This window comes from Patulibacter minatonensis DSM 18081 (assembly GCF_000519325.1).
GTDB lineage: Bacteria > Actinomycetota > Thermoleophilia > Solirubrobacterales > Solirubrobacteraceae > Patulibacter > Patulibacter minatonensis.
The window spans coordinates 4587367-4612639 of sequence record NZ_KI912613.1 but is presented as its reverse complement, the minus strand read 5'-3'; the positions used below and the strand labels follow the sequence as shown (position 1 = coordinate 4612639).

The window sequence follows — 25273 nt, the reverse complement described above, 5'->3', positions numbered from 1 at the left end:
CGACTGCCGTGTTCGACGCCCTCTCCGAGAAACTCCAGGCGACCCTCGACGACGTCCGCGGTCGCGGCTCGCTGACGGAGACCGACGTCAACGTCGCGATGCGCGAGATCCGCCTCGCGCTGCTCGAGGCGGACGTCAACTTCAAGGTCGTCAAGTCCTTCACCGCGACGGTCAAGGAGCGCTGCCTCGGCGCCGACATCCTCGGCAAGCTGAACGCCGGCCAGCAGGTCGTCAAGATCGTCCACGAGGAGCTCGTCGCGCTGATGGGCGGCGAGCAGGAGGGGCTGCGGTTCGCCTCGAGCCCCCCGACCGTGATCCTCATGTCCGGCCTCCAGGGCTCGGGCAAGACCACCGCCGTCGCCAAGCTCGCGAAGTGGCTGAAGGACGAGAAGCACTCGTCCGTCGCCGTCGCCGCCTGCGACGTCCAGCGCCCGGCCGCCGTCGAGCAGCTCCGCCTCGTCGGTGCCCAGGCCGGCGCCACCGTCTACGACCGCGGGACCGAGCTCCCGGCCGTCGAGGTCGCCCGCTGGGCGCTCGACCAGGCCAAGCAGGACGGCAAGGACGTCCTGATCGTCGACACCGCCGGTCGTCTGCACGTCGACCAGGACCTCATGGACGAGCTCGTCCAGATCCGCGACGCGGTCCGCCCCGACACCGTCCTCCTCACCGTCGACGCGATGACCGGCCAGGACGCCGTCAACGTCGCCGAGCAGTTCTCCGCCGCCGCCGGCTTCGACGGCGTCGTGATGTCCAAGCTCGACGGCGACGCCCGAGGTGGCGCCGCGCTGTCGGTCAAGGCCGTCACCGGCAAGCCGATCCTCTTCGCGTCCACCGGCGAGAAGCTCCCGGACTTCCAGGAGTTCCACCCGGACCGCATGGCGCAGCGGATCCTCGGCATGGGCGACGTCCTGTCGCTCATCGAGTCCGCCGAGAAGCAGTTCGACGAGGGCGACGCCAAGGACCTCGAGCGCAAGCTCCGTCGGAACGAGTTCACGCTCGAGGACTTCCTCAAGCAGATGAAGATGATCCGCCGGATGGGTCCGATGTCGAAGGTCCTCGGCATGCTCCCGGGCGTCGGGTCGCAGCTCAAGGACGCCCAGATCGACGACCGCGAGATGGACCGCGTCGAGGCGATCATCCTGTCGATGACGCCGAAGGAGCGCCGCCACCCCGAGCTCATCAAGGGCCGCCGGCGCATCCGCATCGCCAAGGGCTCCGGCACCTCGGTCCAGCAGGTCAATCAGCTGGTGAAGAACTTCCAGCAGATGCGCAAGATGATGAAGCAGATGAGCAAGGGCGGTCTGAAGGACATCGGCGCGATGATGGGCGGCGCCGGCATGCCCGGCGGGATGCCCGGCGGCGCGGGCCAGGCCGGCCAGGGCGCGCCGGTCGGCGTGCGGGGCGGCAGCCGCGCCGCCCGCCGCCGCAAGCGCTGACGCGGGAGGGCGTGCGGGCCCCGGCCCGTGCGTCACGGGTCGGACCGCGGCCGGGCACGGTCCTCCCGCAGGGAGCGTCCGCGGTGCCGCACCGCAGGCAATTCCGGGTCGCGGTAGGCTGTCCGTCTTCCGGCGTGCGGCCTCTCGGCCCGGGCCGCTGTTTTTCCTCTCCTGACTTCGACTGAAGGACGTTCGTGGCTGTTCGACTGAGGCTCACCCGTGTGGGGAGCAAGAAGAACCCGGTGTGGCGCGTCGTCGCCACCGACTCGCGCAGCAAGCGCGACGGCCGGGTGATCGAGACCATCGGTCAGTACAACGCCCAGACCGAGCCGTCGACGATCGTCCTCAAGGAGGACCGCGTCCGCCACTGGCTCGACGTCGGCGCCGAGCCGTCCTCGACGGTGAAGAAGCTCCTGCGCACGCAGGGCATCGAAGTCGGCTGATCCGGCCGTGACGGCGGCCGACCAGGATCCGACTGTGGTCGCCGAGCTCCTCGGCGACCTCACGCGGGCGATCGTGGACGAGCCCGACGCCGTCACCGTCACGCCGGACGTCGACACCGACGACGGCGCCGTGGTCCTCGAGCTCCGCGTGGACGAGGGCGACTACGGCAAGGTCATCGGCCGCGGCGGACGCACCGCCTACGCGCTCCGCACGGTCGTCAAGGTCGCCGCCGCGCACCGCGACCAGCGCGTGCTCGTCGACATCGTCGACGACTGACGTGGCCGCCGACCGCCAGGACGGACCGGACGCCGACGGCGCCCCGGTCGACTCCGGCGTCCCCGCGGACGCCGGGACGCCCACCACGGCCGCCGGTCCCGGCGCCCCGGTCGCCCGCCAGATGCACCAGCTGGGGCGCATCGGGAAGGCCCACAGCCTCGACGGCTCCTTCGCGGTCACCCGCCCCAAGGGCGAGCACCTCACCGTCGGGACGGTGCTCACCGTCGGAGGCGTCGAGCGCGAGATCGTCCGGCGGTCCGGCACCGACGCCAAGCCGATCCTGCGCCTGACCGGGATCGACGGGATCGACGCCGCCGAGGCGCTCCGCGGCACGGACCTGCTCGTGCCGCGCGACACGCTCCCCGCGCTCCCCGACGACGAGTTCTGGCCCGACGACCTGGTCGGACTGCCGGTCCGCGCGGCGACCGGCCAGGACGTCGGCGAGGTCGCCGAGGTCCTCGTGATGCCGTCGGTCGACGTCCTCCGCGTGCGCTGGGCACCGGAGCACGGGCGCCCCGACCTGCTCGTGCCGCTGCACCGGGACGCCGTGCCGGTCTTCGACGTCGCGTCCCGCGACGTCGTCATCGACCTGGCGTTCCTCGACGAGGACCCTCCCGGCGACGCCGCGGGGGAGCCCTCCGGCCCGACGACGCCCGAGGAGGGCTGACCCTTGCAGCTGGACGTCATGACGCTCTTCCCCGACTGGTTCGACTGGTTCCGGGAGCAGCGGCACGTCAAGAACGCGATGCAGGACGGGCACGAGGTCCGGACCTTCAACCCGCGGGACCACAGCGACATGTCCGCGCGGCAGGTCGATGACACCCCGTTCGGCGGGGGCGCGGGCATGGTCCTGCGCGTCGACGTGATGGAGAAGGCGCTCCGGGGCGTCTACGACGAGGACCCGGTCGAGCTCCGCAAGCAGCGCCGCGTGATCGCGCTGACACCCGGCGGCCGCGTCCTGGACGACGCGTTCGTCGACGAGCTCGCGGCGGAGGAGCAGGGCATCACGCTGCTCTGCGGGCGCTACGAGGGCTTCGACGAGCGGATCGTGCAGCACTTCTGCTCCGACACCCTGTCGATCGGGCGCTACGTCCTCGCCGGCGGTGAGCTGGCGGCGATGGTCGTGTGCGACGCGGTCCTCCGCAAGCTCCCGGGCAGCCTCGGGCACGCGGACTCCGCGGTCGAGGAGAGCTTCTCGGTCGCGCTGGACGGCGACCCGGAGTACCCGCACTACACCCGGCCGGCGGAGTACCGGGGCTGGAAGGTCCCCGACGTCCTGCTCTCCGGTCACCACGCCGAGATCGAGACCTGGCGCCGCGCGCGCAGCCGCGAGCGCGGCGACGGCGGCACCCGGCTCGGCCGCTGAGGCGCCCGGCAGACCCCTCCGCGGGCCGGTCCGCCGACCGACCGGAGGCGATTCGCGCGGTCTCCAGCGGTTCTCCGCCGTGGGCGGGGGAGGCGCGGAGCGCCGGACCCCGGGGCTCCGCTAAGGTTCCGAATCTTGCCCGGATCACGCGCTGGTGCGTGTTTTCCGACCAGTCCGGGCCCCTCGCTGATGACCACCGTAATCGAGAAGCTCGAGCGTGAACAGCTCCGCTCGCAGCCCGACTTCCAGCCCGGCGACCGCGTTCGCGTCCACTTCCAGGTCGTCGAGGGCACGCGTCGCCGTACGCAGGTCTTCGAGGGCATCGTCATCAAGCGCCAGGGACACGGCGCCCGCGAGACGTTCACCGTTCGCAAGCAGAGCTTCGGCGTCGGCGTGGAGCGCACGTTCCCGCTGAGCTCGCCGAAGATCGAGAAGATCGACGTCGCCGCCCGCGGTGACGTCCGCCGCGCGAAGCTCTACTACCTGCGCGGTCGCGTCGGCAAGGCCGCCCGCGTCCGCGAGCGTCGCTACGTCGCGCCGGAGAAGCTCGTCGCCGCCGACGCGCCGGCTCCCGCCGACGCGGTCGACGAGGCCCCGGTCGCCGAGGCCCCCGAGGCCGAGGCGCCCGCCACGGAGTCCTCGGACTCCTAGCCACCGGCGCTCTCCCCCGTGAGCGACGACACCCCCGAGCCCCGGTCGACGACCGGGGCTCCGGACGCGCCCGAGTCCGCCGCTCCGAAGGCGACCGAGCGCCGGACGGCCGAGAAGAAGAAGAAGAAGAAGGGCCTCAACCCGATCGTCGAGCTCGTCGGCCTCGTCGCCATCGCGCTGCTCCTCGCGCTCGGGATCCAGGCGTTCTTCGTCAAGCCGTACCGCATCCCGAGCGAGTCGATGGAGCCGCTCCTCGACGTCGGGCAGCGGGTGCTCGTCAACCGCATCTCGCACCACCTCGGGAGCGATCCGTCGATCGGCGACGTGGTGGTCTTCCACCCGCCCAAGGGCGCGAAGACCGACCAGGTCGGCAACGAGGACGCCGCCGAGTGCGCGCAGGCGGACAACATCGCCCAGGGCCGCCCGTGCCCGGAGAGCGTCGGGGGCGAGTGGAAGAGCGAGAACTACATCAAGCGCGTCGTCGCCGGCCCCGGCGACCGCGTCTCGGTGCAGGACGGGCACGTCGTCCTCAACGGCAAGAAGCAGAAGGAGTCGTTCATCTCCGACACCTGCGACGGTGCCGGGACGACCGACACGCCCTGCAGCCTGCCGAAGACCATCACGGTGCCGAAGGGGCACTACTACATGATGGGCGACAACCGCGGCGCGTCCAACGACAGCCGCTTCTGGGGCCCGGTGCCCCGGGACTGGGTCATCGGCGGCGCCTTCGCGACCTACTGGCCGCCGAAGCGCATCGGCGGCATCTAGCCGCACCACCCCGTGGCCCCGACGTCCCGCACCTCCGGCCCCGCGCCGGTGACGCCGCGGGCGCCGGCACGCCGCAGGCTCCCGTCCTCCGGGAGCCGCGGTCGACGGCTCTTCGGGCACGACCGGGCGCTCGGGACCCGCTGGGTCGTCGGCGCCGACGAGGCCGGGCGGGGCTGCCTGGCCGGCCCGCTGGTCGCCGGCGCGGTCCTCTTCGACCTCGAGCGCATCGGCCCCCGCGAGGTCCGGGCGCTCGGGGCGCTGGACGACTCCAAGGCGCACACCGCCGAGGAGCGCGAGCGCCTGTTCGGCGTCGTCCTCGGGATCGCCGTCCGCGTCGCGTCGGTCTCGCGGTGCGTCGAGGGGTTGGACGCGCGGGGGCTGCACGTGACGAACCTCGAGGCCCTGTCGACCGCCGCCCGGCGGGTCGCCCGCCCGGGCGCGCTCTGCCTGACCGACGGCTTCGCGGTCCCCGACACCGGGTTCGACCAGCGACACGTCGTGGGCGGAGACGCGAAGAGCGCCGCGATCGCGGCGGCCTCGATCGTCGCGAAGGTCACGCGCGACCGCTTCATGCACCGGGCGGCCGTCCGCCACCCGGCCTGGGGCTTCGAGCAGCACATGGGCTATGGGACCACCGCCCACCAGGACGCGATCCGCGAGCACGGCCTGTCGGTCCTGCACCGGCGGTCGTTCCGCGCCGCCGCGTACGAGGGGCACCTGTAGGTCAGAAGGCCGCCTCGATGTGGTCCAGGCGCACGAGCCGGCCCGTCGGGTCGACCAGGACGCCGATCGCGTCGAAGCGGATCTCGCGCCCCGTCGGGCGGTCGGTGGTCTCGGACAGCCACGCCGCTGCGAGCCGCCGGACCTGTCGGCGCTTGCGGGCGTGCAGCGACGCCCACGGGGCGGCGCTCCCGCGCGCCACGCGGGACTTCACCTCGCAGAAGACGATCGTCCGCCCGTCGTAGACCACGAGGTCGATCTCGCCCCACCGGGTCCGCGCCCGCTCGGCGAGCACCTCGTAGCCGAGGCGCACCAGGTGGTCCCGCGCGTACCGCTCCCCGGTCCGTCCGACCCCCGGGCGGTGGTCGTGACGCGGGTGGTGCGGCTCGGACGACGGCTGGCTCTCGGACACGATGCGACCGTAGGCCGACGCCCGTGCCCGCTCCACCCCCGATCCGTGCGGAACGCGCGTCCTGATCGTGCCGGAACTCCGCTCCGGCGGACGGTCGACGCCGCCGGTCGCCGTCCGGCGGGTCGCGACGTCCTCCGTGACGGATCCGGTGCTGTTCCGGCACGGTCGTCCCCTCGTCCCGGCACGGAGCCCGGGCCTAGCGTGGCCCCCATGTTGGCCCGCGTGCACACGTTCTCGATCGACGGACTCGAGCCCCGTCCCGTCGTCGTCGAGGTCGACGTGCGGCCCGGCCTGCCGTCGTTCACGATCGTCGGTCTCGGCGACCTCGCGGTGCGGGAGTCGCGCGAGCGGGTCCGGGCGGCGCTGGGCAACCAGGGGTTCGAGCTGCCGGGGCGACGGATCACCGTGAACCTCGCGCCGGCGAGCCTGCCGAAGGGCGGTCCCGGGTTCGACCTCGCGATCGCCGTCGGCCTGCTCGCGGCGTCGGGGCAGGCCCCGGGGGTCGATCTCGCCGGCGTCGCGGTGGTCGGGGAGCTCTCGCTCGGGGGGATCGTGCGACCCGGGCGCGGCGCGCTCGTGGTCGCCGAGGGCGCGCGGGCCGCCGGGCTCGGCGCGATCGTCGTCCCGCGCGAGCAGCGCGACGAGGCGGGCCTCGTGCCGGGTGTCGCGGTCCGCGCGGTGGGGACGCTGCGCGAGGCCGTCCGCGCGCTCGGGCAGCCCGGGCGCGACGACCGGACGCCGGACGCCGGACTCCCGGCTGCCCCTCCCGACGGCCCGGACCTGGAGGACGTCCGCGGTCAGGCGCTCGCACGGCGTGGGCTCGAGGTCGCCGCCGCGGGAGGTCTCAGCCTGCTCCTCGTCGGGCCCCCGGGGACGGGGAAGACGATGCTCGCGCGCCGACTGCCCGGGCTCCTGCCGGCGATGCGGACGGCCGAGGCGCTCGAGGTCACGAGGATCCACAGCGTCTGTGGCCTCCACGACGGCGCGGGGCTCGTCGCCGAGCGGCCGTTCCGGGCACCGCACCACGGCACGTCGGCGGCCGGGCTGGTCGGCGGCGGCACCGTCGGCCGGCCGGGGGAGATCACGCTCGCGCACCGGGGCGTCCTGTTCCTCGACGAGTTCCCCGAGTTCCGGCGCGACGCCCTGGAGGCCCTGCGCCAGCCGCTCGAGGACGCCCGCGTCGTCCTGGTCCGCCAGGGGCGGACGCGGACCTTCCCGTCGCGGACCCTCCTCGTCGCCGCCGCGAACCCCTGCCCGTGCGGCCACCACGGCTCCTCGCGGTGCCGCTGCGGCCGGCAGGACCTCGAGCGGTACCGGCGCAAGCTGTCGGGGCCGCTGCTGGACCGGATCGACGTCCACGTCGCCTGCCCGCGGCCCAGCGCGGCCGAGATCGCCGGTGCGCCGGCCGAATCGACCGCGGCGGTGCGGGAGCGCGTCGCCGGGGCCCGGGCGTTCGCGGCGGAGCGGCGCCGCTCCACCGGTCCGCGGCGGCTGGAGGCCGACCTCGCCGGACCCGCCGCGGAGCGCCTGGAGCGGGCGTACCTCGGCGAGACCCTCTCGGCCCGGGGCCGCGCCCGGGTCCTGCGCATCGGCCGGACGATCGCCGACCTCGCCGTCTCGGACCGGATCACCGGCGACCACCTCGACGAGGCGCTGTTCCTCCGCCAGCACGTGGCTCGGGACGACGACGAGGCCGTCGCCGCATGAGGGCCTGCGCCGACTGCGTCCGGCGGGCGCAGCTCCTGCGGGAGATGACGCCCGGCCTCGATCGCCCGCGTGCGGGCCGTCCGCCGCTGGTCCTCGCGCTGGAGAACGAGGACTTCGTCCGTGCGGTCCAGGGCGACGGGGCGCCGCGGCCGCGGGCGCTCCGCTGCTCCGACGACGAGCTCCTGTCCGGGGCGGCGGGGGAGGAGCGCGCGTTCGGCGTCGAGTCGGTGTGCCGGCACGACGACGCGTTCCCCGGTCGCCTGCGCGAGCTCCGCGACCCACCGGCGGTCCTCCACGTGCTGGGAGGCGTCGAGCGGCTGCTCGCCGTCCTCGGACCGGGGCTCGACCGCCCGACGATCGCCATGGTCGGTGCGCGGCGGGCACCCGCCGACGGCCGACGGCTCGCCCGCCGGTTCGCCGAGTCGCTCGCCGGCGGCGGCATCACCGTGGTCAGCGGCATGGCGTTCGGCATCGACGAGGCGTCGCACGAGGGGGCGTTGGCGGCCGGTGCTCCGACCGGGGACGACCACGCGGGCCCGGGCGGGACCGTGGCGGTCCTGGCGAGCGGTCCGGAGCGGGCGACGCCCGCGACACTGCGGGGGCTCTACGGGCGGATCGCGGAGCACGGCGTGATCGTCAGCGAGCTCCCTCCCGGGTCGACGCCCCGGCGCTGGAGCTTCCCGGCCCGGAACCGCCTGATCGCGGCCCTCGGCGACGGCCTGCTCGTCACGGCCGCGGCGCGCGGTTCGGGGTCGCTGCGCTCCGTCGAGCACGCGAACGGGCTGCACCGCCCCGTCGGCGTGGTGCCCGGCTCCGTCCTCGACCCCGCATGGGCGGGGAGCAACGACCTGCTCCGCGGCGTCGTGTCGGGGGACGACGACGATCCCGGCCCCGCCCGGGCGATCGTCACCGCGGACGACGCCCGGCAGATGGTGCACGAGGCGCTCGTGGGCGTCCGCAGCGTCCGGCGGGGGGCGTCGTCCGGCGGTGGCGGTCCGGTGCAGCTCCCGCTCGGACAGGAGGAGCCCCCGTCCGCGCCCCGCGTGGTCCCACCGACGCTCGGGGTCCCGCTGCCCGAGGTCGACCGGCTGCTGGGTCTGCACGGGAACGCCCGCCGCATCGGCGAGCAGCTCCTGCGGGGACCGCGCACGATCGAGAGCCTGATCGCCGAGGACGGGGCGACGACGGTGCTGGCGGGGCTCGGGGCGCTCGAGGCGGACGGGCGGCTGCGTCGGTCGCTGGACGGCGGGCTCGAGCTCCTGGCCGAGCGTCCGGACGCCGGGCCCAACGATTGAACGACGGCCGGGAGGAGCGTCTGCCCCGACGCCGCCATCGCGGTAGCCTCGGTGTGCATGGCCGTGCGCACCCCCATCTGCCTGACGATCGCCGGCTCCGACTCCGGAGGGGGCGCGGGGATCCAGGCCGACCTCAAGGCGTTCGCCGCCCAGGGCGTCCACGGGACGAGCGCGATCACCGGCCTGACGGCGCAGAGCACCGTCGGCGTGACCCGCATCGACGCGGTCGCCCCTCGGATGATCGTCGAGCAGGTGCTGGCGGTCGTCGGGGACCTCGGCGTGGACGCCGTCAAGATCGGCATGGTCGGGTCCGAGCCCAGCATCGGTGCCGTCGTCGAGGCCCTCGCGGGACTCCCGGCCGGCGTGCCCGTGGTCGCGGACCCCGTGATGGTCGCCGAGTCCGGTGCCCGGCTGCTCGAGGCCGACGCCCAGCGCGCCTACGTCCGGGACCTCCTGCCGTTCGCCACGGTCGTCACGCCGAACCTGCCCGAGGCCGTCGTGCTCGCCGGTCGCGACGACGTGCGCGACCTCGCCGTGCTCACCGACGACGACGTCACCGAGCTCGCCCGGACGATCCAGGCGGCCGGCCCGGCGAACGTCCTGGTGACCGGCGGGCACCGCGCCGCCGCGGAGGACCTCCTCCTGCTCGAGGACGGCACCGTCCACCGGCTCCCAGGCGTCCGCCACCCCGACGGCGCCGCCCACGGGTCCGGGTGCACCCACTCGAGCACCCTGGCCGCCCGCCTCGCGGCGGGGGACGACGTCGTCCGCGCCGCCCGGGTCGCGCGCGCCGAGGCCGGCGAGGCCGTCCGCCGCGGGCTGCGCGACGTCGGTGCCGGTCCCGGCCCCGTCGACGTGCTCGACCTCCCCGCTCTGCGGACCCCCGCGGGAAGTCGCGCGGACGCCGCGACCCCGGCACCGGACCGGGTGAGCGCGCCATGATCGTCGCGCTCGCGATCGCGGCGTTCGTCGCCGCCGCCGTCCTGCCGCTCGCGCTCACCGCCGGCTACTGGTTCCCGCTGCTCGCCGACCGCGTGGAGCACGCGGTCGCCGTGGTGCGCGCCGGGCGCGCCGGCCACCTCGAGCGCAAGCGGGCGGAGGCCACCGCCCGGGACCTCCTGCGCACCTGCCTGGACGAGGACAGCTGGGCGATGTACCGCGACCTCGGGTTCGTCCGTGTCTGGGGCGGGGGCGGGCGTGCCCCGGCGCCGTCCGGCCGGCGTCCGGCGTCCGGCGTCGCGTACGCGTACCTCGTCTACCCGCATCGTCCGCACGTCGTCTTCCTGCCGCAGACCACGACGCTCCTGGGGGAGTGCCGGGTGCAGCTCGCCGGGCTCGATCCCGACGAACCGCTGGTGGCCAGCGACGACGTCCTCGCGCACTGGATGGCGCTCACGCAGGACGAGCGCGGCGTCGTCGCCTCGGCGCGGATCAGCTTCCCCGGCACCGAGTTCTCCCGCCGGTCCATCCGACGGGACCTCTGGCGCATGCGCGAGTGGGAGCGGGAGCGCACCGAGCGCGCCATGGGCCTGGCCCGGACCGGTCGCCTCGCGCGTGCCGCCCGGCGTCGCGCCGCGGGCTGACCGGGGGCCGCAGGTCGCCGCCGGTGGTGGGGTAGCGTTCCCCCGGTGAGCGACACCTCCGACCACGTCGACCTGAAGCACCGGAGCCGGGTCATGACCGAGGGGCCGCAGCGCGCGGCCGCCCGGACGTACCTGAAGGGCATCGGGTTCGACAACGAGGCGCTGAGCAGGCCGATCATCGGCGTCGCGCACGGCTGGATCGAGACGATGCCGTGCAACTTCAACCACCGGGTCCTGGCCAACAAGGTCAAGGAGGGCATCCGGGCGGCCGGCGGCACCCCGATGGAGGTCAACCACATCGCGATCTCCGACGGGATCACGATGGGCACCTCGGGCATGAAGACGTCGCTCGTGTCCCGCGAGGTCATCACCGACTCGATCGAGCTCGTCGCCCGCGGCCACCTCTTCGACGGCCTCGTCGTCATCACCGGCTGCGACAAGACGATCCCGGCCGGCGTCATGGCCCTCGCCCGCCTGAACATCCCCGGCCTGATGCTCTACGGCGGCTCGATCCCGCCGGGGCACCTGCACGGCGAGCAGGTGACCATCCAGTCCGTCTTCGAGGCCGTCGGCCGCCACGCCGCGGGGAAGATGACCGACGCGGAGCTCGACGAGCTCGAGAACGTCGCCAGCCCCGGCGCCGGTGCCTGCGGCGGCCAGTTCACGGCGAACACGATGGCGATGGCGTTCGAGGCGATGGGGATCAGCCCCGCCGGCGCGGCCATGGTCCACGCGCAGGCCCCGTCGAAGCTCGAGGTCGCGTTCCGGACCGGCGAGCTCGTGATGGACGTCCTGCGCCGCGACCTGCGCCCGTCCGACGTGATCACGAAGGAGTCGCTGCAGAACGCCGTCGCGGCGGTCTCCGGCTCCGGTGGCTCCACCAACGCCGTGCTGCACCTGCTGGCGGTCGCGAAGGAGATGGGCGTCGACTTCGACATCGACGACTTCGACCGCATCAGCCGCTCCACGCCGCTGCTCTGCGACCTGCTGCCCGGCGGGCGGTACAACGCCGTGGACCTCTGGCACGCCGGCGGCACCCCCGTCTTCCTCGGCCGCCTGAAGGAGGCCGGCCAGCTCCACGAAGGACAGCCGACCGTCACCGGTCCCACGATCGGCGAGCTCGCCGACCAGGGCGTCGAGGCCGAGGGGCAGCGCGTCATCCGGCCGCTCCACGACCCGATCCGGGACACCGGCGGACTGGCGATCCTCCGCGGGAACCTCGCGCCCGAGGGCTGCGTCGTGAAGCTCTCGGGGCACGAGCGCCGGCGGCACGTCGGTCCGGCGCGGGTGTTCGAGCAGGAGGCCGCGGCGATGGCGGTCGTCACCGACGGCGGGATCCGGCCCGGTGACGTGATCGTGATCCGCAACGAGGGTCCGACCGGCGGTCCGGGGATGCGCGAGATGCTCGCCGTCTCCTCCGCGCTGTCGGGGATCGGGATCTCCGGCGAGGTCGCGCTGATCACCGACGGCCGGTTCTCCGGCGCGACCCACGGCTTCTCGGTCGGGCACGTCTCGCCGGAGGCGTTCCACCGCGGCCCGATCGCGGCGGTCCGGGAGGGCGACGAGATCACGATCGACGTCGACGAGCGCCGCCTGTCGGTCGACCTCACGGACGCGCAGATCGCCGAGCGGGCCGCGGCCTACGAGCCCGTCCTCAGCCCCGACGCCACCGGGGTCCTCGCCAAGTACGCGAAGCTCGTCGGCACCGCCAGCGAGGGCGCCGTCACCATCGGCTGACATGGACGGCGCACGCGACATCCTGCCGGTCGTCGAACCGGACCGCGACCTCGACGACTGGGGCCGCTCCGCGCGCCTCAGCGGCGTGCTGGACCGGACGGTCTGGGAGGCCGCGCACAAGCTCTGGTTCCGCGTGGAGCTCGAGCACGCCGACCGCATCCCGTCCAGCGGGGGCGCCCTCCTGATCGTCACCGGCGGCGGCGTCGTGTCGCCGATCGCCCCGCTCCTGGCCAAGGCCGTCCGCGAGGACCACCCGCGCCGCCGCGACCCGCGCATCTGCGTCGACCGGTCCCTGCTGGACCAGCCCGGGCTGTCGGTGCTCCTGACCCGCGCCGGGGCCGTCGGCGCCCACGTCGACGACCTCACCCGCCTGCTCGGCGACGAGGGCGAGCTCGTGGTCCTGAGCACCCGGACGGATCGCCTCCACGACGCCGCGGCGAGCGCGACCCTGGGGCAGCACCCGGCCGTGCTCGCCGCCGTCCGCACCGGCGTCCCGATCGTGCCCGTCGTCGCCGCAGGCGCCGACGACGCACAGCCCGTGCTCGCGCGCGTGCCGCTCCCCGGGGGCCGCCGGGTCCCCGTCACGCTCGGCTTCCCGCACCTCGGGCCGCTCGCCCTGCTGGCCTTCCTGCCCGCGAAGATCCGCCTGCGCCCGCTCCCGCCGCTCCACCCCGACACCGACGACGGCGTGCAACCGGCCGCCGAGGCCGAGCGCCTGGCGCTCTCGGCCGCCCGCCGGCTCCGGCACGAGACCGCGGACATGCTCCGCGCCCGGACGTCGCGGTGGGTCGGATGACCGGCCTCCGCGTCCTGGTCACCGCCGGGTCCAGCCGCTTCGGCGCGCTCGTGGTGACCGCGCTCGAGCGCCGCGACGACGTGGAGACCGTCATCGCGGTCGACGACCACGCCCCCGGCGCGCCGTTCGTCCGGGCCGAGTTCGTCCGCCTCGGCGAGGGCCTGCTGCAGCTGCCGCGGGTCGTGCGCGGGGCCGGCGTCGACGTCCTCGTCGACGTCCGCGCCGCCGCGGCGATCGCCCCGCTGGACGAGCGCGCGATCACCGGGCACGCCCGCGTCACCGAGCGCGTCGGCGCGGCGTGCACCGACGACGGCAGCCCCGTCCGGCGCCTCGTGACCGTCGGCTCCGTCCACCGGCACGGGTGGGGGCGGGACCTCCCGGCGTTCCTCACCGAGGACGTCGAACCCCCGTCGTCGCCCCGGGGCGCCCTGGCCACCGCGCTGGCGCAGATCGAGGGCGCCGCGGCCGGCGTGCTCCGCCGCCGGCCCGAGCTCGGCCTGACGACGGTCCGCCTGGCGGACCACGTCGGTCCCGCGGGCAGCGGCATCCTGCAGGCCGCGGACCGGCTGCCGCTGCTGCCGACGGTCCTCGGGTTCGACCCGCCCGTCCAGGTCGTCCACGAGGAGGACGCCGCGGCCGCCGTGGCCCACGTCGTCGGCGAGCGCCTGGACGGCCCGTACCTCGTCGCGGCCGACGGCACCCTCGCGCTGACCGAGGCGCTGCGGATCCTCGGACGCGCGCACGCCCCGGTGCTGCCCCCGTGGGGCACGGGCATGATCGCCGGGGTGCTCTCGCGGGCCGGTCTCGGTGGCGCGCACGAGCTCGCGGGCCAGCTGCGCCGCGGGCGGGGCATCGACAACCGCCGCCTGAAGGCCACGGGGTTCCGGTACCGCGCGACCTCGCGGGAGGCCCTGACCACCGCTGCGGGCGTCCGGCGCCGGCGCCGGGTGCTCCATCCGGGGATGCCCGCGCCGTACGAGCCCGAGGTCGAGGCGTTCCTGCGGTACAGCCCGTCGGCGCGGTCCGACGGCGGCTCGCCGAGCGCGCCGGACGACGACGGGATCGGCGCCCTGGAGGGCGACGCGCTGCTGGTGCTGCTGCCGTCGCTGGACCCTGAGGCGCTGCGCGCGCTCCGGGCGCACGAGGCCGCGGGCCCGGGCCGGCGCCGGGTGCTCGACGAGATCGACCTGCTCCTCCAGCAGCGCTGACCGGCGACCACCGCGGGACCCCCGGCGGGACGTACGCCGTCCGCGATCGTGAGAACGGTCTCATGGATGCAACCGCGGGGCCACCTCCGACGTAGGACCGTCTGCCGCTGAACCCGCCGTTGCACGCGGCTTCGGTTCCGCCGATTCCCCGTTACCATCCATGGTGCCGCCATGCGTCAACGTCCTGTCCTGATCCTCACCACGCTGCTCTCGGTGCTCCTCGTGGCCTGCGGCGGCGTCCTCGTCGCCGACGCGAGCACGCCGAAGAAGATCCCGGAGGGCGTCACCATCGGTGGCGTGGACGTCGGCGGGCTGACCGCGTCAGCCGCCGAGCGCAAGGCGACGACGGAGCTCACCAACCGCCTGTCGAAGCCCGTGGTCGTCAACCACAGCGACCGGAAGTGGACGCTCACCGCGGCCCAGGCCAAGATCAAGGTCGACATCAAGGACGCCGTCGTCCAGGCCGTGAAGCTCGGCGAGGACGGCAACGCCTTCTCCCGCGTCTACCACCGCGTCGCCGGCCGCACGGTCCGCAAGGACTACTCGCCGCTCAGCACGTACAACCGGTACGCGATCACGCGCCTCCTCAACCGGGTCGAGAAGGACCTCCACCGCGAGCCGAAGTCCGCCGCGGTGTCGTTCGCGGGCGGCACGTTCCAGTTCACGAAGGGCCGCGTCGGGCTGCGGCTCCAGCGCGAGCGCGTCGCGCAGCTCGTCCGCACCGCGCTGATGGACCCCTCCGCGGACCACGACGTCTCGGCGTACACGAACAAGATCAAGCCGGCGGAGACGACCGCAGCGATCCGCAAGAAGTACGGCACGGTCCTCGTGGCCAACCGCTCCACCTTCAAGCTCACGCTCTACAAGGACCTCAAGGTCGCCAAGAGCTACGGCATCTCGGTCGGCGCCGCCGGCCACGACACGCCCGCCGGGCAGTACACGATCGGCAACAAGGCCGAGAACCCGTCGTGGCACGTGCCGAACTCCGCCTGGGCCGGCAGCCTCGCCGGCACCGTGGTCCCGCCCGGACCGTCGAACCCGATCAAGGCCCGCTGGCTCGGCATCTACGACGGCGTCGGCATCCACGGCACCAGCGACGATGCCTCGATCGGCACCAACGCCTCCCACGGCTGCCTCCGCATGCACGTGCCGGACGTCATCGACCTGTTCCCGCGGGTGCCGGTCGGGACGCCGATCTACATCCTCTAGGGACGACGCAGGGGTGCGGGCCCCGACCTGAGTCGCGGGCTGCCATCGCGCCGGACCGCGGCGCGGCGGGCCACCTGAGGGGTGCGGGCCCCGACCCGCGGTGCGGGCCCCGACCCGAGCGTCCCGGACCCGGCGTCAGTCCTGCGGGTCGCGCGGCGGTTGCGCCGCGAGGGCACGGACCTCGGGCGAGACCGCCGAGATCTCCGCCGCCGCGAGGGCCTGGATCGCGTCGTCGAGGTCGCCGATGCCCTCCTGGCTCGTCGGGGTCACGGGGCCGAACGCCGCGATCTCCTCGACCGGGACCTCCTGCCAGCCCTTCTGCAGGAGGAGGGGATAGTGGTCCCCCTGTCGAAAGACGAGGGAGCCCAGCCAGATCCCGCGCTCCTGCTTCCGCAGCACCGCGTACCAGAGCGTCGAGGCGTCGCCCGAGCCGCGGATCTGGTGCCACGGCCGCGGGGGCGGGGTCATGGAGTCGCCCAGCCCCGCGTACGTCAGCTGCCGCTGCGTCGCGACGCGACCGGAGTCGGTGTCGATGAAGAACAAGCCCACAGCCCCACAGGATACGGACGAGCTCCCCGAGGCCTGGGCCGCCGCCCTGGTCGTCCTGGACGACGAGCATCGCCGCAAGGGTGCGGCCGAGCGGACGCGCACGGCCTACGCGGGCGACGTCGGCCGGTTCGCGCGCTGGTGCGTCGCCGACGGACGCCCCGGGCCCGGCGATGTGGACGTCCGGACGATCCGCCGGTACACCCAGAGCCTGACCGAGCGCGGGGCCGCGGCGTCGTCCGTGACGCGGGCCCTCGCGGCGCTCCGCGCGCTGTTCCGCGCACTCGTCCGCGCCGGCGTCGTCCCGGGCAACCCCGCGGAGCTGGCCCAGGGGCCCCGGCGGCCGCAGCACCTGCCGCGGATCGTCAAGCCGGACGACGCCTCGCGGCTCCTGGACGAGATCCCCGCCGACGACGACGCGCTCGCGATCCGCGACCGCGCGATGCTCGAGATCGCCTACGGCTGCGGGCTCCGCGCCGCCGAGCTCGTCCGGATCGACGTCCAGGACGTCCACCTCGAGGAGCGGGCGCTGCGCACGACGGGCAAGGGCGAGAAGACCCGGACGGTCCCGCTCGGGGATCCCGCCGCCGACGCGATCCGCAGGTACCTCCACCGTGGACGTCCGGCGCTGGCCGCGCCCGGCGCCGACGGCCCGGCGGAGCAGGCGCTCCTGCTCTCCCGCCGCGGACGCCGACTGTCCACCAGCGACGTCCGTCGCCGCATGGACCTCTGGGTCCGTGCCGCGGGCCTGCCGAGCGACCTGCACCCCCACGCCCTGCGCCACTCGTTCGCCACCCACCTGCTGGACGGCGGAGCGGACCTTCGGTCGATCCAGGAGCTCCTGGGACACGCACGCTTGTCCACAACCCAGGTGTACACACGTGTAGAGTCCAGCCGACTGAAGACGGCTTATCGGCGTAGCCACCCCCGAGCTTGAGCGCGGTCGGGGAGGCTGGACGATCCCCCCGATTCCTCCCAATTCCCACGACCACGGATCCTCCTCGGTGCCGAGCCCGCCACGTCCCAACGACCTCCGCGACCTCTGGCGTCGCCTCCGGGAGAGCCAGGACCCGGTCGCCCGGGAGAAGCTGGTCCTGAACTACGCGCCACTCGTCAAATGGGTCGCCGGGCGTGTCGCCGCGACGCTGCCGCCGCACGTCGAGGAGGGCGACCTTATCTCGTACGGGCTCGTCGGGCTCACCACCGCCGTCGACCGCTTCGACACCACGCGGGACGTCCGCTTCGAGACGTACGCCGTGACCCGCATCCGCGGCGCGATCATCGACGAGCTCCGGTCCCAGGACTGGGTCCCGCGGTCCGTCCGCCAGCGCGCGCGGGAGATCGAGCGCACCCACGCGAAGCTCGAGCACAAGCTCCACCGGGCCCCGACCGACGAGGAGATGGCCCACGCGCTCGAGATCACCGTCCGCGAGTTCCAGGACGCCCTCGTGTCCGTGTCGCAGTCCACGATCCACGCGCTGGACGAGATGTGGTCCGTCGGCGACTCCAGCGGCGGCGACCAGGTCTCGCTGCTGGACACGATCGAGGACCAGCAGGCCCCCGACCCCGCCGCGATGCTCGCCGAGCAGGACGTGCGCGACCAGATGCGCGGGGCGATCGAGCGGCTCCCGGAGCGCGAGAAGGTCGTGATCGCCCTCTACTACTACGAGAACCTCACGCTGCGCGAGATCGGCGAGGTCCTGGGCGTCACCGAGTCGCGCGCCTCGCAGCTGCACACGAAGGCCGTGCTGCGCCTCCGCGCGCGCATCAGCCCGGACGACGTCGCGGTCGCCTGAGGGCGGCGTCGGGCCGCCCCGCGTTGCTAGCCTCTGCGGGTGGCATCTGACGGCAACTACGAGGTCTGCGCGGTCTGCGACCGGCACCTGCTCCGCGGCGAGCAGCCCGAGATCTTCCTGCACGACGGCGCCCGCAAGGACGTCTGCGAGCTCTGCGTCCCGCGGGCGCTCTACGCCGGCTGGATCCGCGTCGGCGTCAACGACGCCCCGACCCTCGAGCCCGGTCGCGGCCGCGGTGCGTCGCTCGTCGAGCGCCTCCGCCGCGGGATCAAGCGCGACCGCGCACCGCGGACGCCGGACCCCGAGCCCGGTGCGCAGCGCGCCGGCCGCCGCCGCGACCACCAGACGGACGAGGCCCCGGATCCGACGGCGCGCCCCGAGTGGCGCCCGCACCGCCTGGAGGACGAGGTCGAGGGGCTCGGGCTCCACGACGAGCCCGCCGCCGCCCCGCTGGCCGCGTACGCGACGACGGCGGCCGGCGCACCGGCCCAGGTCACCACGTCGGGTGCCCGCATGAGCGCCCGCGCGATCGACGTCTACAACCACTCGGAGCACCCGCGGAGGCTCGCCGGGATCGCCCGCACGCTCGGGGCGCCGTGGGTCACCGTCCGGACGGTCGAGGGCTCGCGCGTCCAGATCGTCCTGGCCTGGGAGCTCACCTGGTACCGGTTCGAGCTGGACCTCGCCCGCGAGGCCGACGGTGTCCGCCCGACCGGTCAGGGCACGTCGCTGCAGGACCTCTCTCCGGGCGACGTCGACCCCAACGCCGTGGCCGACGACCACGGCTACCTGTACCTGCAGGCCGGCGTCGCCGGCTGACGACGGCGGGCCCCGCGTCGCTACGGCCGGGGCCGCCGGCCCTCGCCGAGCCGCTGCTCGCGCTTCTCGCGCTTCTCGTCGAGCTCCTCGATCTCCGCGCGGAGCTCCAGGTAGGAGACCCGGCGGGCCTCCGGCAGCGTGCCGTCGGCGACCGCGCCCAGCACGGAGCACCCGGCCTCCCGGTCGTGTCGGCAGTCGGTGAACCGGCAGGTGCGTCCGAGCTCGACGACGTCGACGAACGCCGCGTCGAGCCCGCCGGTGTCGCGGACGAGACCCAGCTCCCTGGTCCCCGGGGTGTCGAGCAGGCAGGTGCCGCCGTGCAGCGGCACGAGTTCGCGCGCCGTCGTCGTGTGACGGCCCTTCGCGTCCGTCCCGCGGACCGCGCCGGTGGCCAGCAGCTCGCGGCCGAGCAGCGCGTTGACGATCGACGACTTCCCGGCCCCGGACTCGCCGATCAGCGCCGTCGTGCCGCCGCGGGGGAGGAGGGCCTCCAGCTCGTCGAACCCGCGCCCGTCGCGCTTGGAGACCGCCACCACCGGCGTGCCCGGCGGGATCTCGTCGCGCAGCGCCCGCCACGCGTCCGGCAGGTCGAGGTCCGCCTTCGTCGCGACCACGATCGGTCGCACGTCGCCCTCGTGCGCGATCACGAGGGAGCGCTCGATGCGGCTCGGTCGGAGCGGGCGGTCGAGGGCGTGCACGACGAGGACGGCCTCCACGTTGGAGGCGAGCACCTGCTCGAGCAGCTCCCGCGACGGATCGCGGCGGCCGACGAGGCGGTGCCGTGGCCCGACGGCCACCGCCAGCAGGCGGTCGTCGCTCTTGTCGCGCTCGGTCGCGACCCAGTCGCCGACCGCGAGCGGGGTGTCCGAGCGGTCGTCGTCGAGCTCCGAGGTCCGGCCCAGCCGGCCGACCCCCGGCGTGCGGCCCTCGGCGGTCACCAGGTGACAGCCGCCGTACTCGATGCGCGCCACCCGGGCCGGGCGGCGGTCCCCGGTGAGGTACGGCTGGAGGTCGCGGGCGACGTCGTCGTTCCACCCCGCGGCGGCCAGCGGGTCGTCCAGGTCCCACAGGTCGGCGACCGCCTCGCCGTCGCCGAGGACGTCGACGTCGGTCATCTGGGCGGGTCCGGGGGCGGCATTCCCCTGCAAGCCTACGTGTCCGGCCCCCGAACGGGAAGCAGCCGACACGCGAAATCCAGGCTCGCTATATTCCACGTCCCGCGCGGATGTAGCTCAGTTGGCTAGAGCGTCTGCTTGCCATGCAGAAGGTCGAGAGTTCGAGTCTCTTCATCCGCTCCTCGGGCAGTACCGGAAGCCCCCGCTGACGCGGGGGCTTTCGCGTTTCCGGGGCGATGCGCCGGCAGCAGGCCGCGCTCGGGCGTGGCAGACGTCCGCGCTCAGCGGGGGCGATCGAGTGGGTCGGGCCCTGCGCCGGGCTCCGCGATCTCGAGTGCCGCCCGCCACCGGGCGAGCTCCTGCTGGCGCGCCTCGATCGCGTGCACGAGCGGGTCGACGACCGCGTCCCGGACGGGGACCGCGTCGCGCAGCTCGGACTGCAGCGCATCGATCAGGCGCTGCAGGTGCTCGACGCCGGCGCGGAGGGCGCGAGCGGGTCCGTCGTCGGTTCCGGGCATGGGGCGGGCGATCGTCGCGATCCCGCTCCTGCCGCGGGCGCTGCGGCCCGGATGGCCGCTCGCGAGCGACCACCCTAGCTGGCTTATGGTGTTATTCGGTAATCGGGTCCCGGGCCCGAGGGCCGGCCGGTCGAACCGCTACTCGTCGATCGGACGCGGATCGGTGCGGCCGGCGACGCGGTTCTCGGCGGAGACCATCCAGGCGAACTGCTCGAGCTACTCGAGGAAGCCGTGGAACTGGTCGGCCGTCGTGGGGTCGGCCTCGTCGACGTCGTCGTGGCCCTCGCGGATCGTGCGGCAGACGCCGTACAGGCGCTCGGGCACGAGGTCGATCGTGTCGGCGATGTCCGGCGAGCTCGCGCAGCTGCTGCCGACCCCGAGGCACTTCGAGCAGGCCGGCGAGCTCGTGACGGAGGAGCTGATCGCCGAGTCGATCGTCTGCGGGCCCGACCTCGACCACCACGTCGAGCAGCTCCAGGCGTACGCCGACGCCGGCGTCGACGAGCTGTACGTCCAGCAGGTCGGCGGCGGGCACGACGCGTTCTTCGCCGCGTACGCCGAGCACGTCCTGCCCCGCTTCCACTGATCGTCGCTCAGGGCCCGGCGCCGGGGTCCTGCGCGGAGGCGAGGTCCCGCAGGGCGCGCATCCCCGGCCCGAGGGCGTCCTGGAGGTCCGCGAAGACCGGGAGCAGGTCCGCGTAGGTCGCGGCCGCCGCCCCGTCCGGATGCAGGACGCGTCCCGGCGGGGTGGGACCGGCGCCGTCGTCCAGGCCCAGGGCGCGCAGGCCGACGAGCGCCGCGCCGCGTCCCGACCCCTCCGGGTCGTCCGGGAACCCGACCGGCAGCGCGAGCACGTCGGTCAGCAGCTGCCGCCAGAGCGGGCTGCGCGAGAACCCACCGGTGGCACGGACCTCGTCGACGCGGTGCCCGGCCTCCCGCAGCGACGCGAGGACGAGCGCGAGCTGGAGGCACACGCCCTCGACGGCCGCGCGCACGAGGTGCCCGCGCCCGTGCCGTGCCGTCAGTCCGACGAACGCACCGGTGGCGTCGCCCCGCCACCGCGGCGCGCGCTCCGACCACAGGGACGGCAGCAGGACGAGCCCCTCCGCGCCGGGCGGGACCTCCGCCGCGAGCGCGAGGAGCGCGTCCTCAGGGTGCGGGCCCAGGTCCGGTGTGAGCGCCGCCCCGGCCCAGCGGAGCACGACGCCCCCGTTGTTGATCGCGCCGCCGGTCACCCAGCGGTCGTCGTCCAGCGCGTAGCTGAACAGCCGCCGCCGGGCGTCGACCGCCGGGCGGTCGACGGTCAGCCGCAGCGCGCCGCTCGTCCCGATCGAGCACGCCGCGACGCCCGGGGCGACCGCGTCGATGCCGAGGTTCGCGAGCGGGCCGTCCCCGGCCCCGACGACGACCGGCGTCCCCGCGGGGAGCCCGGTCGCGTCCGCCGCCTCCGCGCTCAGCCCGCCGAGGACCGTCGACGTCCGGACGACCGGCGCGAGGAGGCCGGCGTCGACGCCCACCAGATCGAGCGCGGCCGGGTCCCAGTCGCGGGTCGACGCGTTCCACAGCCCCGTCCCGGACGCCACGGACTCGTCGAGCACGAGCTCGCCGGTGAGGGCGTGGAGCACGAGCTCCTTGACGCCGACCCAGCGGCGCGCCGCGGCGAACGTCGCCGGGTCGTGCTCGCGGAGCCACGCGAGCTTCGCCGGCGGCGCCATCGGGTGGACCGGCGTGCCGGTCCGGTCGTGCAGCCCGGGATCGGCCTCGCGCAGCCGATCGGCCTGGGCGGAGGCGCGCGTGTCAGCCCACGTGAGGATCGCCGTCAACGGTGCGTCGCGGGCGTCGAGCGCGCACAGGCCGTGCATCGCGGTGGACACGGCGATCCCGGCGACCCGGTCGCCCGCGGCGCGCCGCTCGGACGCGACGTCCCGCACCGTGCGCAGCACCGCCGCGGTGACGCGCGCGGGGTCCTGCGTCGCGTGGCCCGGGTGCGGCGCGTCGAGCGGGTAGCCCTGCTCCGCGCCGGCGCCGCGGCGTCGGCCGTCGGGGCCGAACGCGGTCGTCTTCGCGGCGGTCGTGCCGACGTCGACCGCGAGGACGACGGGCACGGGGGAGGCGTCGGGCGGCACGGGCCGAGCCTGGCAGAGGCGCGAGCCCGGCCGCCGCGCGACCGCCGCCCGGCGCGTCCCGACCACCGGCGCGGACGGGGCGGCCGTCAGGCGGCCCGGCGCCCGCCGGTCGACGGGGCGGTCCCGCGGTCGACAGCGGTCCCGGGTGCTGATCGACGGGGCCGGACGACGACCACCGTCCGATCGGTCGGGGTGGGCGGCGGCGCGAGGGTCAGCGCTGCGGCGTCCCGCGGGCGCCCCACGTCGGCGTGCCGCATCGCGATCGCGATGCGGCGTCCCGCGAACGTCGAGAAGCGCGCCCCCGATCCGGGGTCGAACGCCTCGATCGCGTCGACCAGGGCGGTGGTGCCCGATCGGGCGAGGACCTCGACGTCGTCGTCGGTCCGGGCCACGGTCCGGGCGAGCGACCGCACGCGCGGCGTCCAGCGGCGGAGCAGCTCGGCGAACGCGCGCCGGTCGTCGGTCGCGTGGTGGCGGCCGAGCAGCCGGAGGTCGACGCGGTCCTGGGGAGAGAGTTCGGGGGTCACGAGGTCAGGAGGAGATGGGGGGGACGGGGGTGGACGTGCGACGGGGGCCCGGTCCACGAACCCCGATCCGGGCCGCGGCAAACGCCTGCGGGGGACCGGGCCGGGTCACCGGGACTCGCGCCCGCTGGGGGCGCGGAAGCGCGTGGTGGCGTGCGTGCCGTCGCAGAACGGTCGGATCCGGGACCGCCCGCACCGGCACAGGGCGACGGGGGACCGCCCGGGGTCGATCTCGACGCCGTCCTGGTCGGTGATCGTGACGGGACCGCGCACGATCAGCGGCCCGTCGCGGTACGGGACGATGCGGACGGCATCGTCGTCGGCCCCGGGGCTCACGAGACGGCGTCCCCGGCCGGACGCTCCGCCCGGATCACGACGAGCTCCTCGTGGACGTCGCCGTGGTCCGCCAGTCCCGCGCGTCGCAGGTAGGCGGAGCGGCGGCGCATCACCGGGCCGTACGCGAGCTCCCGCCGTGCCACGACCTCGGCGCGCAGGCCCTGCCGGGCGAGCAGCTCGAGGGTGCGGTCGACGCCGCTGACGTGGCTGTGGACGAGCAGCAGGCGGCCGCCCGAAAGCAGGCGCGACGGTGCGTCGGCGCAGATGCGGTCGAGCACGAGGCGCCCGTCGAGGCCCGCGTCCCACGCGCGGGCGCTGCCCCGATCCGGGACCGCGACGGCGTCGGCCGGGACGTAGGGCGGATTGGACACGATCAGGTCGAAGCCGCGGTCGTCCGGCAGCGCGCCGACGAGGTCGCCCCGGACGACGGTCCCGCGCAGGCCGTTGCGTCTGAGGTTCATCCGGGCGGTCGCCACGGCCCGTCGGGAGACGTCGACGGCGACGACCTCGGCGGCCCCCGCCCGCGCCGCGGTGAGCGCGAGGAGTCCGGAGCCCGTGCAGAGGTCCAGGACGCGTCGGCCGGCCGGGGCCTCGCGGCGCAGCTCGCGGGCCAGGAGCCACGAGTCGGCCTGCGGCTCGTACACGCCCGGAGCGGTACGGATCCGCAGCGGGTCGGCGGCCGGCACCGGCTCGCGCGACGTCGTGGGCGGGGCGGGAGAGAGCAGGAGGTCGTCGAGCATGAGGGAGGTCCGAGGCCGGACGGCGCGTCGCTACCCACCGCGGCGCCTCCCATCCGGCGGCGGGGCGACGACCCCACCGTCTCCGCGATCCGGACCCGTGGGAGCGCCCGGGCTGGGTACAGACCGACGGTGACCACGATCGGACTCCCCACCGCACGCGGACCGCTCACCGAGCGGCTCCTCGACGTGATCGCGGGCGCACCGGGTCGGGGGGACGTCGCGGCCGAGGAACGCGTGCCCGACGACGTGCTCGGCGACGAGGACGTCCAGCTCGCGCTCTACTGCTGCTACGAGCTCCACTATCGCGGGCTCCCCGGCGTCGACGACGCGTGGGAGTGGGATCCCGGCCTGCTGGCCCTCCGCGGCCGCCTGGAGCGCGCGTTCGAGCAGGACGTGCGCGCCGTCGCGCCCCGTCCGGAGCGCGTCGACCCGTCGCGGATGGACGACGCGCTGCGCGAGATCGTCCGCGCCGACGACGGGCCGTCGCTGTCGGCGTTCGTCGAGCGCGAGGCGGACGCCGACCAGGTCCGCGAGCTCCTGGTCCACCGCTCGGCGTACCAGCTGAAGGAGGCCGACCCGCACTCGTTCGCGCTGCCGCGGCTCTGGGGTCGCCCGAAGGCCGCGATGGTCGAGATCCAGGTCGACGAGTACGGCGCCGGCAAGCCCGACCGCATCCACGCCGACCTCTTCGCGGCGACGATGGACGAGCTCGACCTGGACCCGCGCTACGGCGCCTACCTGGACGTCCTGCCCGCGACGACGCTGGCGACCGTGAACCTCGCGTCGTTCTTCGGCCTGCATCGCCGGCTGCGTGCCGCGTGCGCCGGGCACCTCGCGCTGACGGAGATGACCTCCTCGGTGCCCAGCCGCCGGTACGCGACCGGGCTGCGCCGGCTCGGGTTCGACACCGCGCGGGCGACCGACTTCTTCGACGAGCACGTCGAGGCCGACGCGGTGCACGAGAGCATCGCCGCCGTCGACCTGGCCGGCGGTCTGGCGCACCAGGACCCCGAGCTCGGGTGCGACGCGCTCTTCGGCGCCGCGGCGCTCGCGGCCGTCGAGGGCCGGTTCGCGGCGGCGGTCGACGCGGCGTGGGCCGACGGCCGCAGCTCGCTGCGCGCGGCGCCGGTCGCCGCCGGCTGACG

At 75.0% G+C, this 25273-nt stretch carries 28 protein-coding genes, 1 tRNA gene and 1 pseudogene; 22 read left to right on the top strand and 8 right to left on the bottom strand.

The features are described 5' to 3' along the window. Positions 1-8: 8 nt before the first annotated feature. From ffh to PATMI_RS32270, 8 genes and pseudogenes are all read left to right on the top strand, one after another. Entirely contained in the window at positions 9-1436 is a 1428-nt protein-coding gene (gene ffh, locus PATMI_RS32285) for a signal recognition particle protein (RefSeq protein ID WP_051472132.1), read from the top strand. 194 nt (positions 1437-1630) lie between these two features. After that, positions 1631-1879 carry a 30S ribosomal protein S16 gene (gene rpsP / locus PATMI_RS0121760; protein WP_026912437.1) on the top strand — a complete coding sequence of 83 codons (249 nt, stop codon included), beginning with the start codon at positions 1631-1633 and terminating at the stop codon, positions 1877-1879. A 34-nt stretch (positions 1880-1913) separates the two neighbouring features. Further along, positions 1914-2156, top strand: coding sequence for a KH domain-containing protein (locus tag PATMI_RS0121755; RefSeq protein ID WP_026912436.1), 243 nt, complete (start codon positions 1914-1916; stop codon positions 2154-2156). 1 nt (position 2157) lies between these two features. Beyond that, positions 2158-2823, top strand: coding sequence for a ribosome maturation factor RimM (gene rimM / locus PATMI_RS35270; protein ID WP_051472131.1), 666 nt, complete (start codon positions 2158-2160; stop codon positions 2821-2823). Positions 2824-2826: 3 nt separating this feature from the next. Continuing rightward, on the top strand, positions 2827-3522 hold the full coding sequence (gene trmD, locus PATMI_RS0121745; RefSeq protein ID WP_026912435.1) for a tRNA (guanosine(37)-N1)-methyltransferase TrmD: 696 nt from the start codon (positions 2827-2829) through the stop codon (positions 3520-3522). Positions 3523-3711: 189 nt separating this feature from the next. Continuing rightward, positions 3712-4050 (top strand): annotated as a pseudogene (gene rplS / locus PATMI_RS32275) (50S ribosomal protein L19); the annotation flags it as partial. 141 nt (positions 4051-4191) lie between these two features. Then, positions 4192-4941: a signal peptidase I gene (gene lepB, locus PATMI_RS0121735; RefSeq protein WP_157260915.1), complete on the top strand. Its 750-nt coding sequence runs from the start codon at positions 4192-4194 to the stop codon at positions 4939-4941. Between the two features lie 12 nt (positions 4942-4953). After that, positions 4954-5664, top strand: coding sequence for a ribonuclease HII (locus PATMI_RS32270; RefSeq protein WP_245604244.1), 711 nt, complete (start codon positions 4954-4956; stop codon positions 5662-5664). A 1-nt stretch (position 5665) separates the two neighbouring features. On the opposite strand, the gene PATMI_RS37705 is transcribed toward PATMI_RS32270, so the two are convergent. Continuing rightward, complete coding sequence (locus PATMI_RS37705; protein WP_169738409.1) at positions 5666-6073, bottom strand: YraN family protein; 408 nt, start codon at positions 6071-6073, stop codon at positions 5666-5668. 210 nt (positions 6074-6283) lie between these two features. Between PATMI_RS37705 and PATMI_RS0121720 the strand changes: the two genes are divergently transcribed. The 8 genes from PATMI_RS0121720 to PATMI_RS35260 all read left to right on the top strand — a co-directional run bounded on the left by PATMI_RS0121720 (position 6284) and on the right by PATMI_RS35260 (position 15608). Then, positions 6284-7780, top strand: a complete 1497-nt coding sequence (locus PATMI_RS0121720) for a YifB family Mg chelatase-like AAA ATPase (RefSeq protein ID WP_026912433.1) — start codon at positions 6284-6286, stop codon at positions 7778-7780. Further along, on the top strand, positions 7777-9075 hold the full coding sequence (locus tag PATMI_RS35265) for a DNA-processing protein DprA (protein WP_051472129.1): 1299 nt from the start codon (positions 7777-7779) through the stop codon (positions 9073-9075). The genes PATMI_RS0121720 and PATMI_RS35265 overlap by 4 nt, the downstream gene beginning before the upstream one ends. 57 nt (positions 9076-9132) lie before the next feature. Next, positions 9133-10017, top strand: coding sequence for a bifunctional hydroxymethylpyrimidine kinase/phosphomethylpyrimidine kinase (gene thiD / locus PATMI_RS0121710; protein WP_026912432.1), 885 nt, complete (start codon positions 9133-9135; stop codon positions 10015-10017). Then, a complete protein-coding gene (locus PATMI_RS0121705; protein ID WP_026912431.1) occupies positions 10014-10658 on the top strand; it encodes a hypothetical protein in 645 nt (214 codons plus the stop codon). Before thiD ends, PATMI_RS0121705 begins: the two co-directional genes overlap by 4 nt. Positions 10659-10703: 45 nt before the next feature. Further along, positions 10704-12395, top strand: coding sequence for a dihydroxy-acid dehydratase (ilvD, locus tag PATMI_RS0121700; RefSeq protein ID WP_084270148.1), 1692 nt, complete (start codon positions 10704-10706; stop codon positions 12393-12395). 1 nt (position 12396) lies between these two features. Further along, positions 12397-13191 (top strand): lysophospholipid acyltransferase family protein, encoded by a 795-nt coding sequence (locus PATMI_RS0121695; protein ID WP_026912429.1) that lies wholly within the window; start codon positions 12397-12399, stop codon positions 13189-13191. Beyond that, a complete protein-coding gene (locus PATMI_RS0121690) occupies positions 13188-14399 on the top strand; it encodes a Rossmann-fold NAD(P)-binding domain-containing protein (RefSeq protein WP_026912428.1) in 1212 nt (403 codons plus the stop codon). The genes PATMI_RS0121695 and PATMI_RS0121690 overlap by 4 nt, the downstream gene beginning before the upstream one ends. Before the next feature lie 171 nt (positions 14400-14570). Next, the gene (locus PATMI_RS35260; protein WP_051472128.1) at positions 14571-15608 is read left to right on the top strand and encodes a L,D-transpeptidase family protein; all 1038 of its coding nucleotides are present in this window, start codon (positions 14571-14573) and stop codon (positions 15606-15608) included. A 135-nt stretch (positions 15609-15743) separates the two neighbouring features. On the opposite strand, the gene PATMI_RS0121680 is transcribed toward PATMI_RS35260, so the two are convergent. Further along, the gene (locus PATMI_RS0121680; RefSeq protein WP_157260914.1) at positions 15744-16157 is read right to left on the bottom strand and encodes a hypothetical protein; all 414 of its coding nucleotides are present in this window, start codon (positions 16155-16157) and stop codon (positions 15744-15746) included. Here PATMI_RS0121680 and PATMI_RS0121675 point away from each other — a divergent pair. The 3 genes from PATMI_RS0121675 to PATMI_RS0121665 all read left to right on the top strand — a co-directional run bounded on the left by PATMI_RS0121675 (position 16141) and on the right by PATMI_RS0121665 (position 18769). Then, positions 16141-17091 carry a tyrosine recombinase XerC gene (locus PATMI_RS0121675; RefSeq protein ID WP_026912426.1) on the top strand — a complete coding sequence of 317 codons (951 nt, stop codon included), beginning with the start codon at positions 16141-16143 and terminating at the stop codon, positions 17089-17091. The genes PATMI_RS0121680 and PATMI_RS0121675 overlap by 17 nt on opposite strands. 67 nt (positions 17092-17158) lie before the next feature. Further along, positions 17159-17950: an RNA polymerase sigma factor WhiG gene (gene whiG / locus PATMI_RS0121670; RefSeq protein ID WP_169738408.1), complete on the top strand. Its 792-nt coding sequence runs from the start codon at positions 17159-17161 to the stop codon at positions 17948-17950. Positions 17951-17989: 39 nt separating this feature from the next. After that, positions 17990-18769, top strand: a complete 780-nt coding sequence (locus tag PATMI_RS0121665; protein ID WP_026912424.1) for a hypothetical protein — start codon at positions 17990-17992, stop codon at positions 18767-18769. Between the two features lie 20 nt (positions 18770-18789). Here the strand turns inward: PATMI_RS0121665 and rsgA are convergent, their stop codons facing one another. Next, positions 18790-19884: a ribosome small subunit-dependent GTPase A gene (gene rsgA, locus PATMI_RS32250; RefSeq protein WP_051472127.1), complete on the bottom strand. Its 1095-nt coding sequence runs from the start codon at positions 19882-19884 to the stop codon at positions 18790-18792. A 106-nt stretch (positions 19885-19990) separates the two neighbouring features. Here rsgA and PATMI_RS0121655 point away from each other — a divergent pair. Further along, positions 19991-20064: transfer RNA gene (locus tag PATMI_RS0121655), tRNA-Gly, on the top strand. A 101-nt stretch (positions 20065-20165) separates the two neighbouring features. On the opposite strand, the gene PATMI_RS0121650 is transcribed toward PATMI_RS0121655, so the two are convergent. Continuing rightward, entirely contained in the window at positions 20166-20402 is a 237-nt protein-coding gene (locus PATMI_RS0121650; RefSeq protein ID WP_026912423.1) for a hypothetical protein, read from the bottom strand. A gap of 343 nt (positions 20403-20745) precedes the next feature. Between PATMI_RS0121650 and PATMI_RS35255 the strand changes: the two genes are divergently transcribed. Next, complete coding sequence (locus PATMI_RS35255) at positions 20746-20988, top strand: LLM class oxidoreductase (RefSeq protein ID WP_026912422.1); 243 nt, start codon at positions 20746-20748, stop codon at positions 20986-20988. Between the two features lie 7 nt (positions 20989-20995). Here the strand turns inward: PATMI_RS35255 and PATMI_RS0121635 are convergent, their stop codons facing one another. The 4 genes from PATMI_RS0121635 to PATMI_RS0121620 form a co-directional block, all read right to left on the bottom strand. Beyond that, entirely contained in the window at positions 20996-22528 is a 1533-nt protein-coding gene (locus PATMI_RS0121635) for a gluconokinase (protein ID WP_026912421.1), read from the bottom strand. Positions 22529-22614: 86 nt separating this feature from the next. Continuing rightward, entirely contained in the window at positions 22615-23055 is a 441-nt protein-coding gene (locus tag PATMI_RS0121630; protein WP_026912420.1) for a sigma factor, read from the bottom strand. 105 nt (positions 23056-23160) lie between these two features. Next, positions 23161-23388 carry a CDGSH iron-sulfur domain-containing protein gene (locus PATMI_RS0121625; protein ID WP_026912419.1) on the bottom strand — a complete coding sequence of 76 codons (228 nt, stop codon included), beginning with the start codon at positions 23386-23388 and terminating at the stop codon, positions 23161-23163. Beyond that, positions 23385-24128 carry a HemK2/MTQ2 family protein methyltransferase gene (locus tag PATMI_RS0121620; protein WP_084270145.1) on the bottom strand — a complete coding sequence of 248 codons (744 nt, stop codon included), beginning with the start codon at positions 24126-24128 and terminating at the stop codon, positions 23385-23387. The genes PATMI_RS0121625 and PATMI_RS0121620 overlap by 4 nt, the downstream gene beginning before the upstream one ends. 138 nt (positions 24129-24266) lie before the next feature. Here PATMI_RS0121620 and PATMI_RS0121615 point away from each other — a divergent pair, with 138 nt between their 5' ends. Then, the gene (locus tag PATMI_RS0121615; RefSeq protein ID WP_026912417.1) at positions 24267-25271 is read left to right on the top strand and encodes an iron-containing redox enzyme family protein; all 1005 of its coding nucleotides are present in this window, start codon (positions 24267-24269) and stop codon (positions 25269-25271) included. Positions 25272-25273: the final 2 nt, after the last annotated feature.

Bases quoted from the DNA above. Each gene is read 5' to 3' on its own strand.
- PATMI_RS0121620 (WP_084270145.1), bottom strand. From the start codon at position 24,128: ATGCTCGACGACCTCCTGCTCTCTCCCGCCCCGCCCACGACGTCGCGC.
- PATMI_RS0121695 (WP_026912429.1), top strand. From the start codon at position 12,397: ATGGACGGCGCACGCGACATCCTGCCGGTCGTCGAACCGGACCGCGAC.
- PATMI_RS0121705 (WP_026912431.1), top strand. From the start codon at position 10,014: ATGATCGTCGCGCTCGCGATCGCGGCGTTCGTCGCCGCCGCCGTCCTG.
- rsgA (WP_051472127.1), bottom strand. From the start codon at position 19,884: ATGACCGACGTCGACGTCCTCGGCGACGGCGAGGCGGTCGCCGACCTG.
- PATMI_RS35265 (WP_051472129.1), top strand. From the start codon at position 7,777: ATGAGGGCCTGCGCCGACTGCGTCCGGCGGGCGCAGCTCCTGCGGGAG.
- PATMI_RS0121650 (WP_026912423.1), bottom strand. From the start codon at position 20,402: ATGCCCGGAACCGACGACGGACCCGCTCGCGCCCTCCGCGCCGGCGTC.
- PATMI_RS0121675 (WP_026912426.1), top strand. From the start codon at position 16,141: ATGAAGAACAAGCCCACAGCCCCACAGGATACGGACGAGCTCCCCGAG.
- PATMI_RS0121690 (WP_026912428.1), top strand. From the start codon at position 13,188: ATGACCGGCCTCCGCGTCCTGGTCACCGCCGGGTCCAGCCGCTTCGGC.
- thiD (WP_026912432.1), top strand. From the start codon at position 9,133: ATGGCCGTGCGCACCCCCATCTGCCTGACGATCGCCGGCTCCGACTCC.
- PATMI_RS35260 (WP_051472128.1), top strand. From the start codon at position 14,571: ATGCGTCAACGTCCTGTCCTGATCCTCACCACGCTGCTCTCGGTGCTC.
- PATMI_RS35255 (WP_026912422.1), top strand. From the start codon at position 20,746: ATGTCCGGCGAGCTCGCGCAGCTGCTGCCGACCCCGAGGCACTTCGAG.
- PATMI_RS0121720 (WP_026912433.1), top strand. From the start codon at position 6,284: ATGTTGGCCCGCGTGCACACGTTCTCGATCGACGGACTCGAGCCCCGT.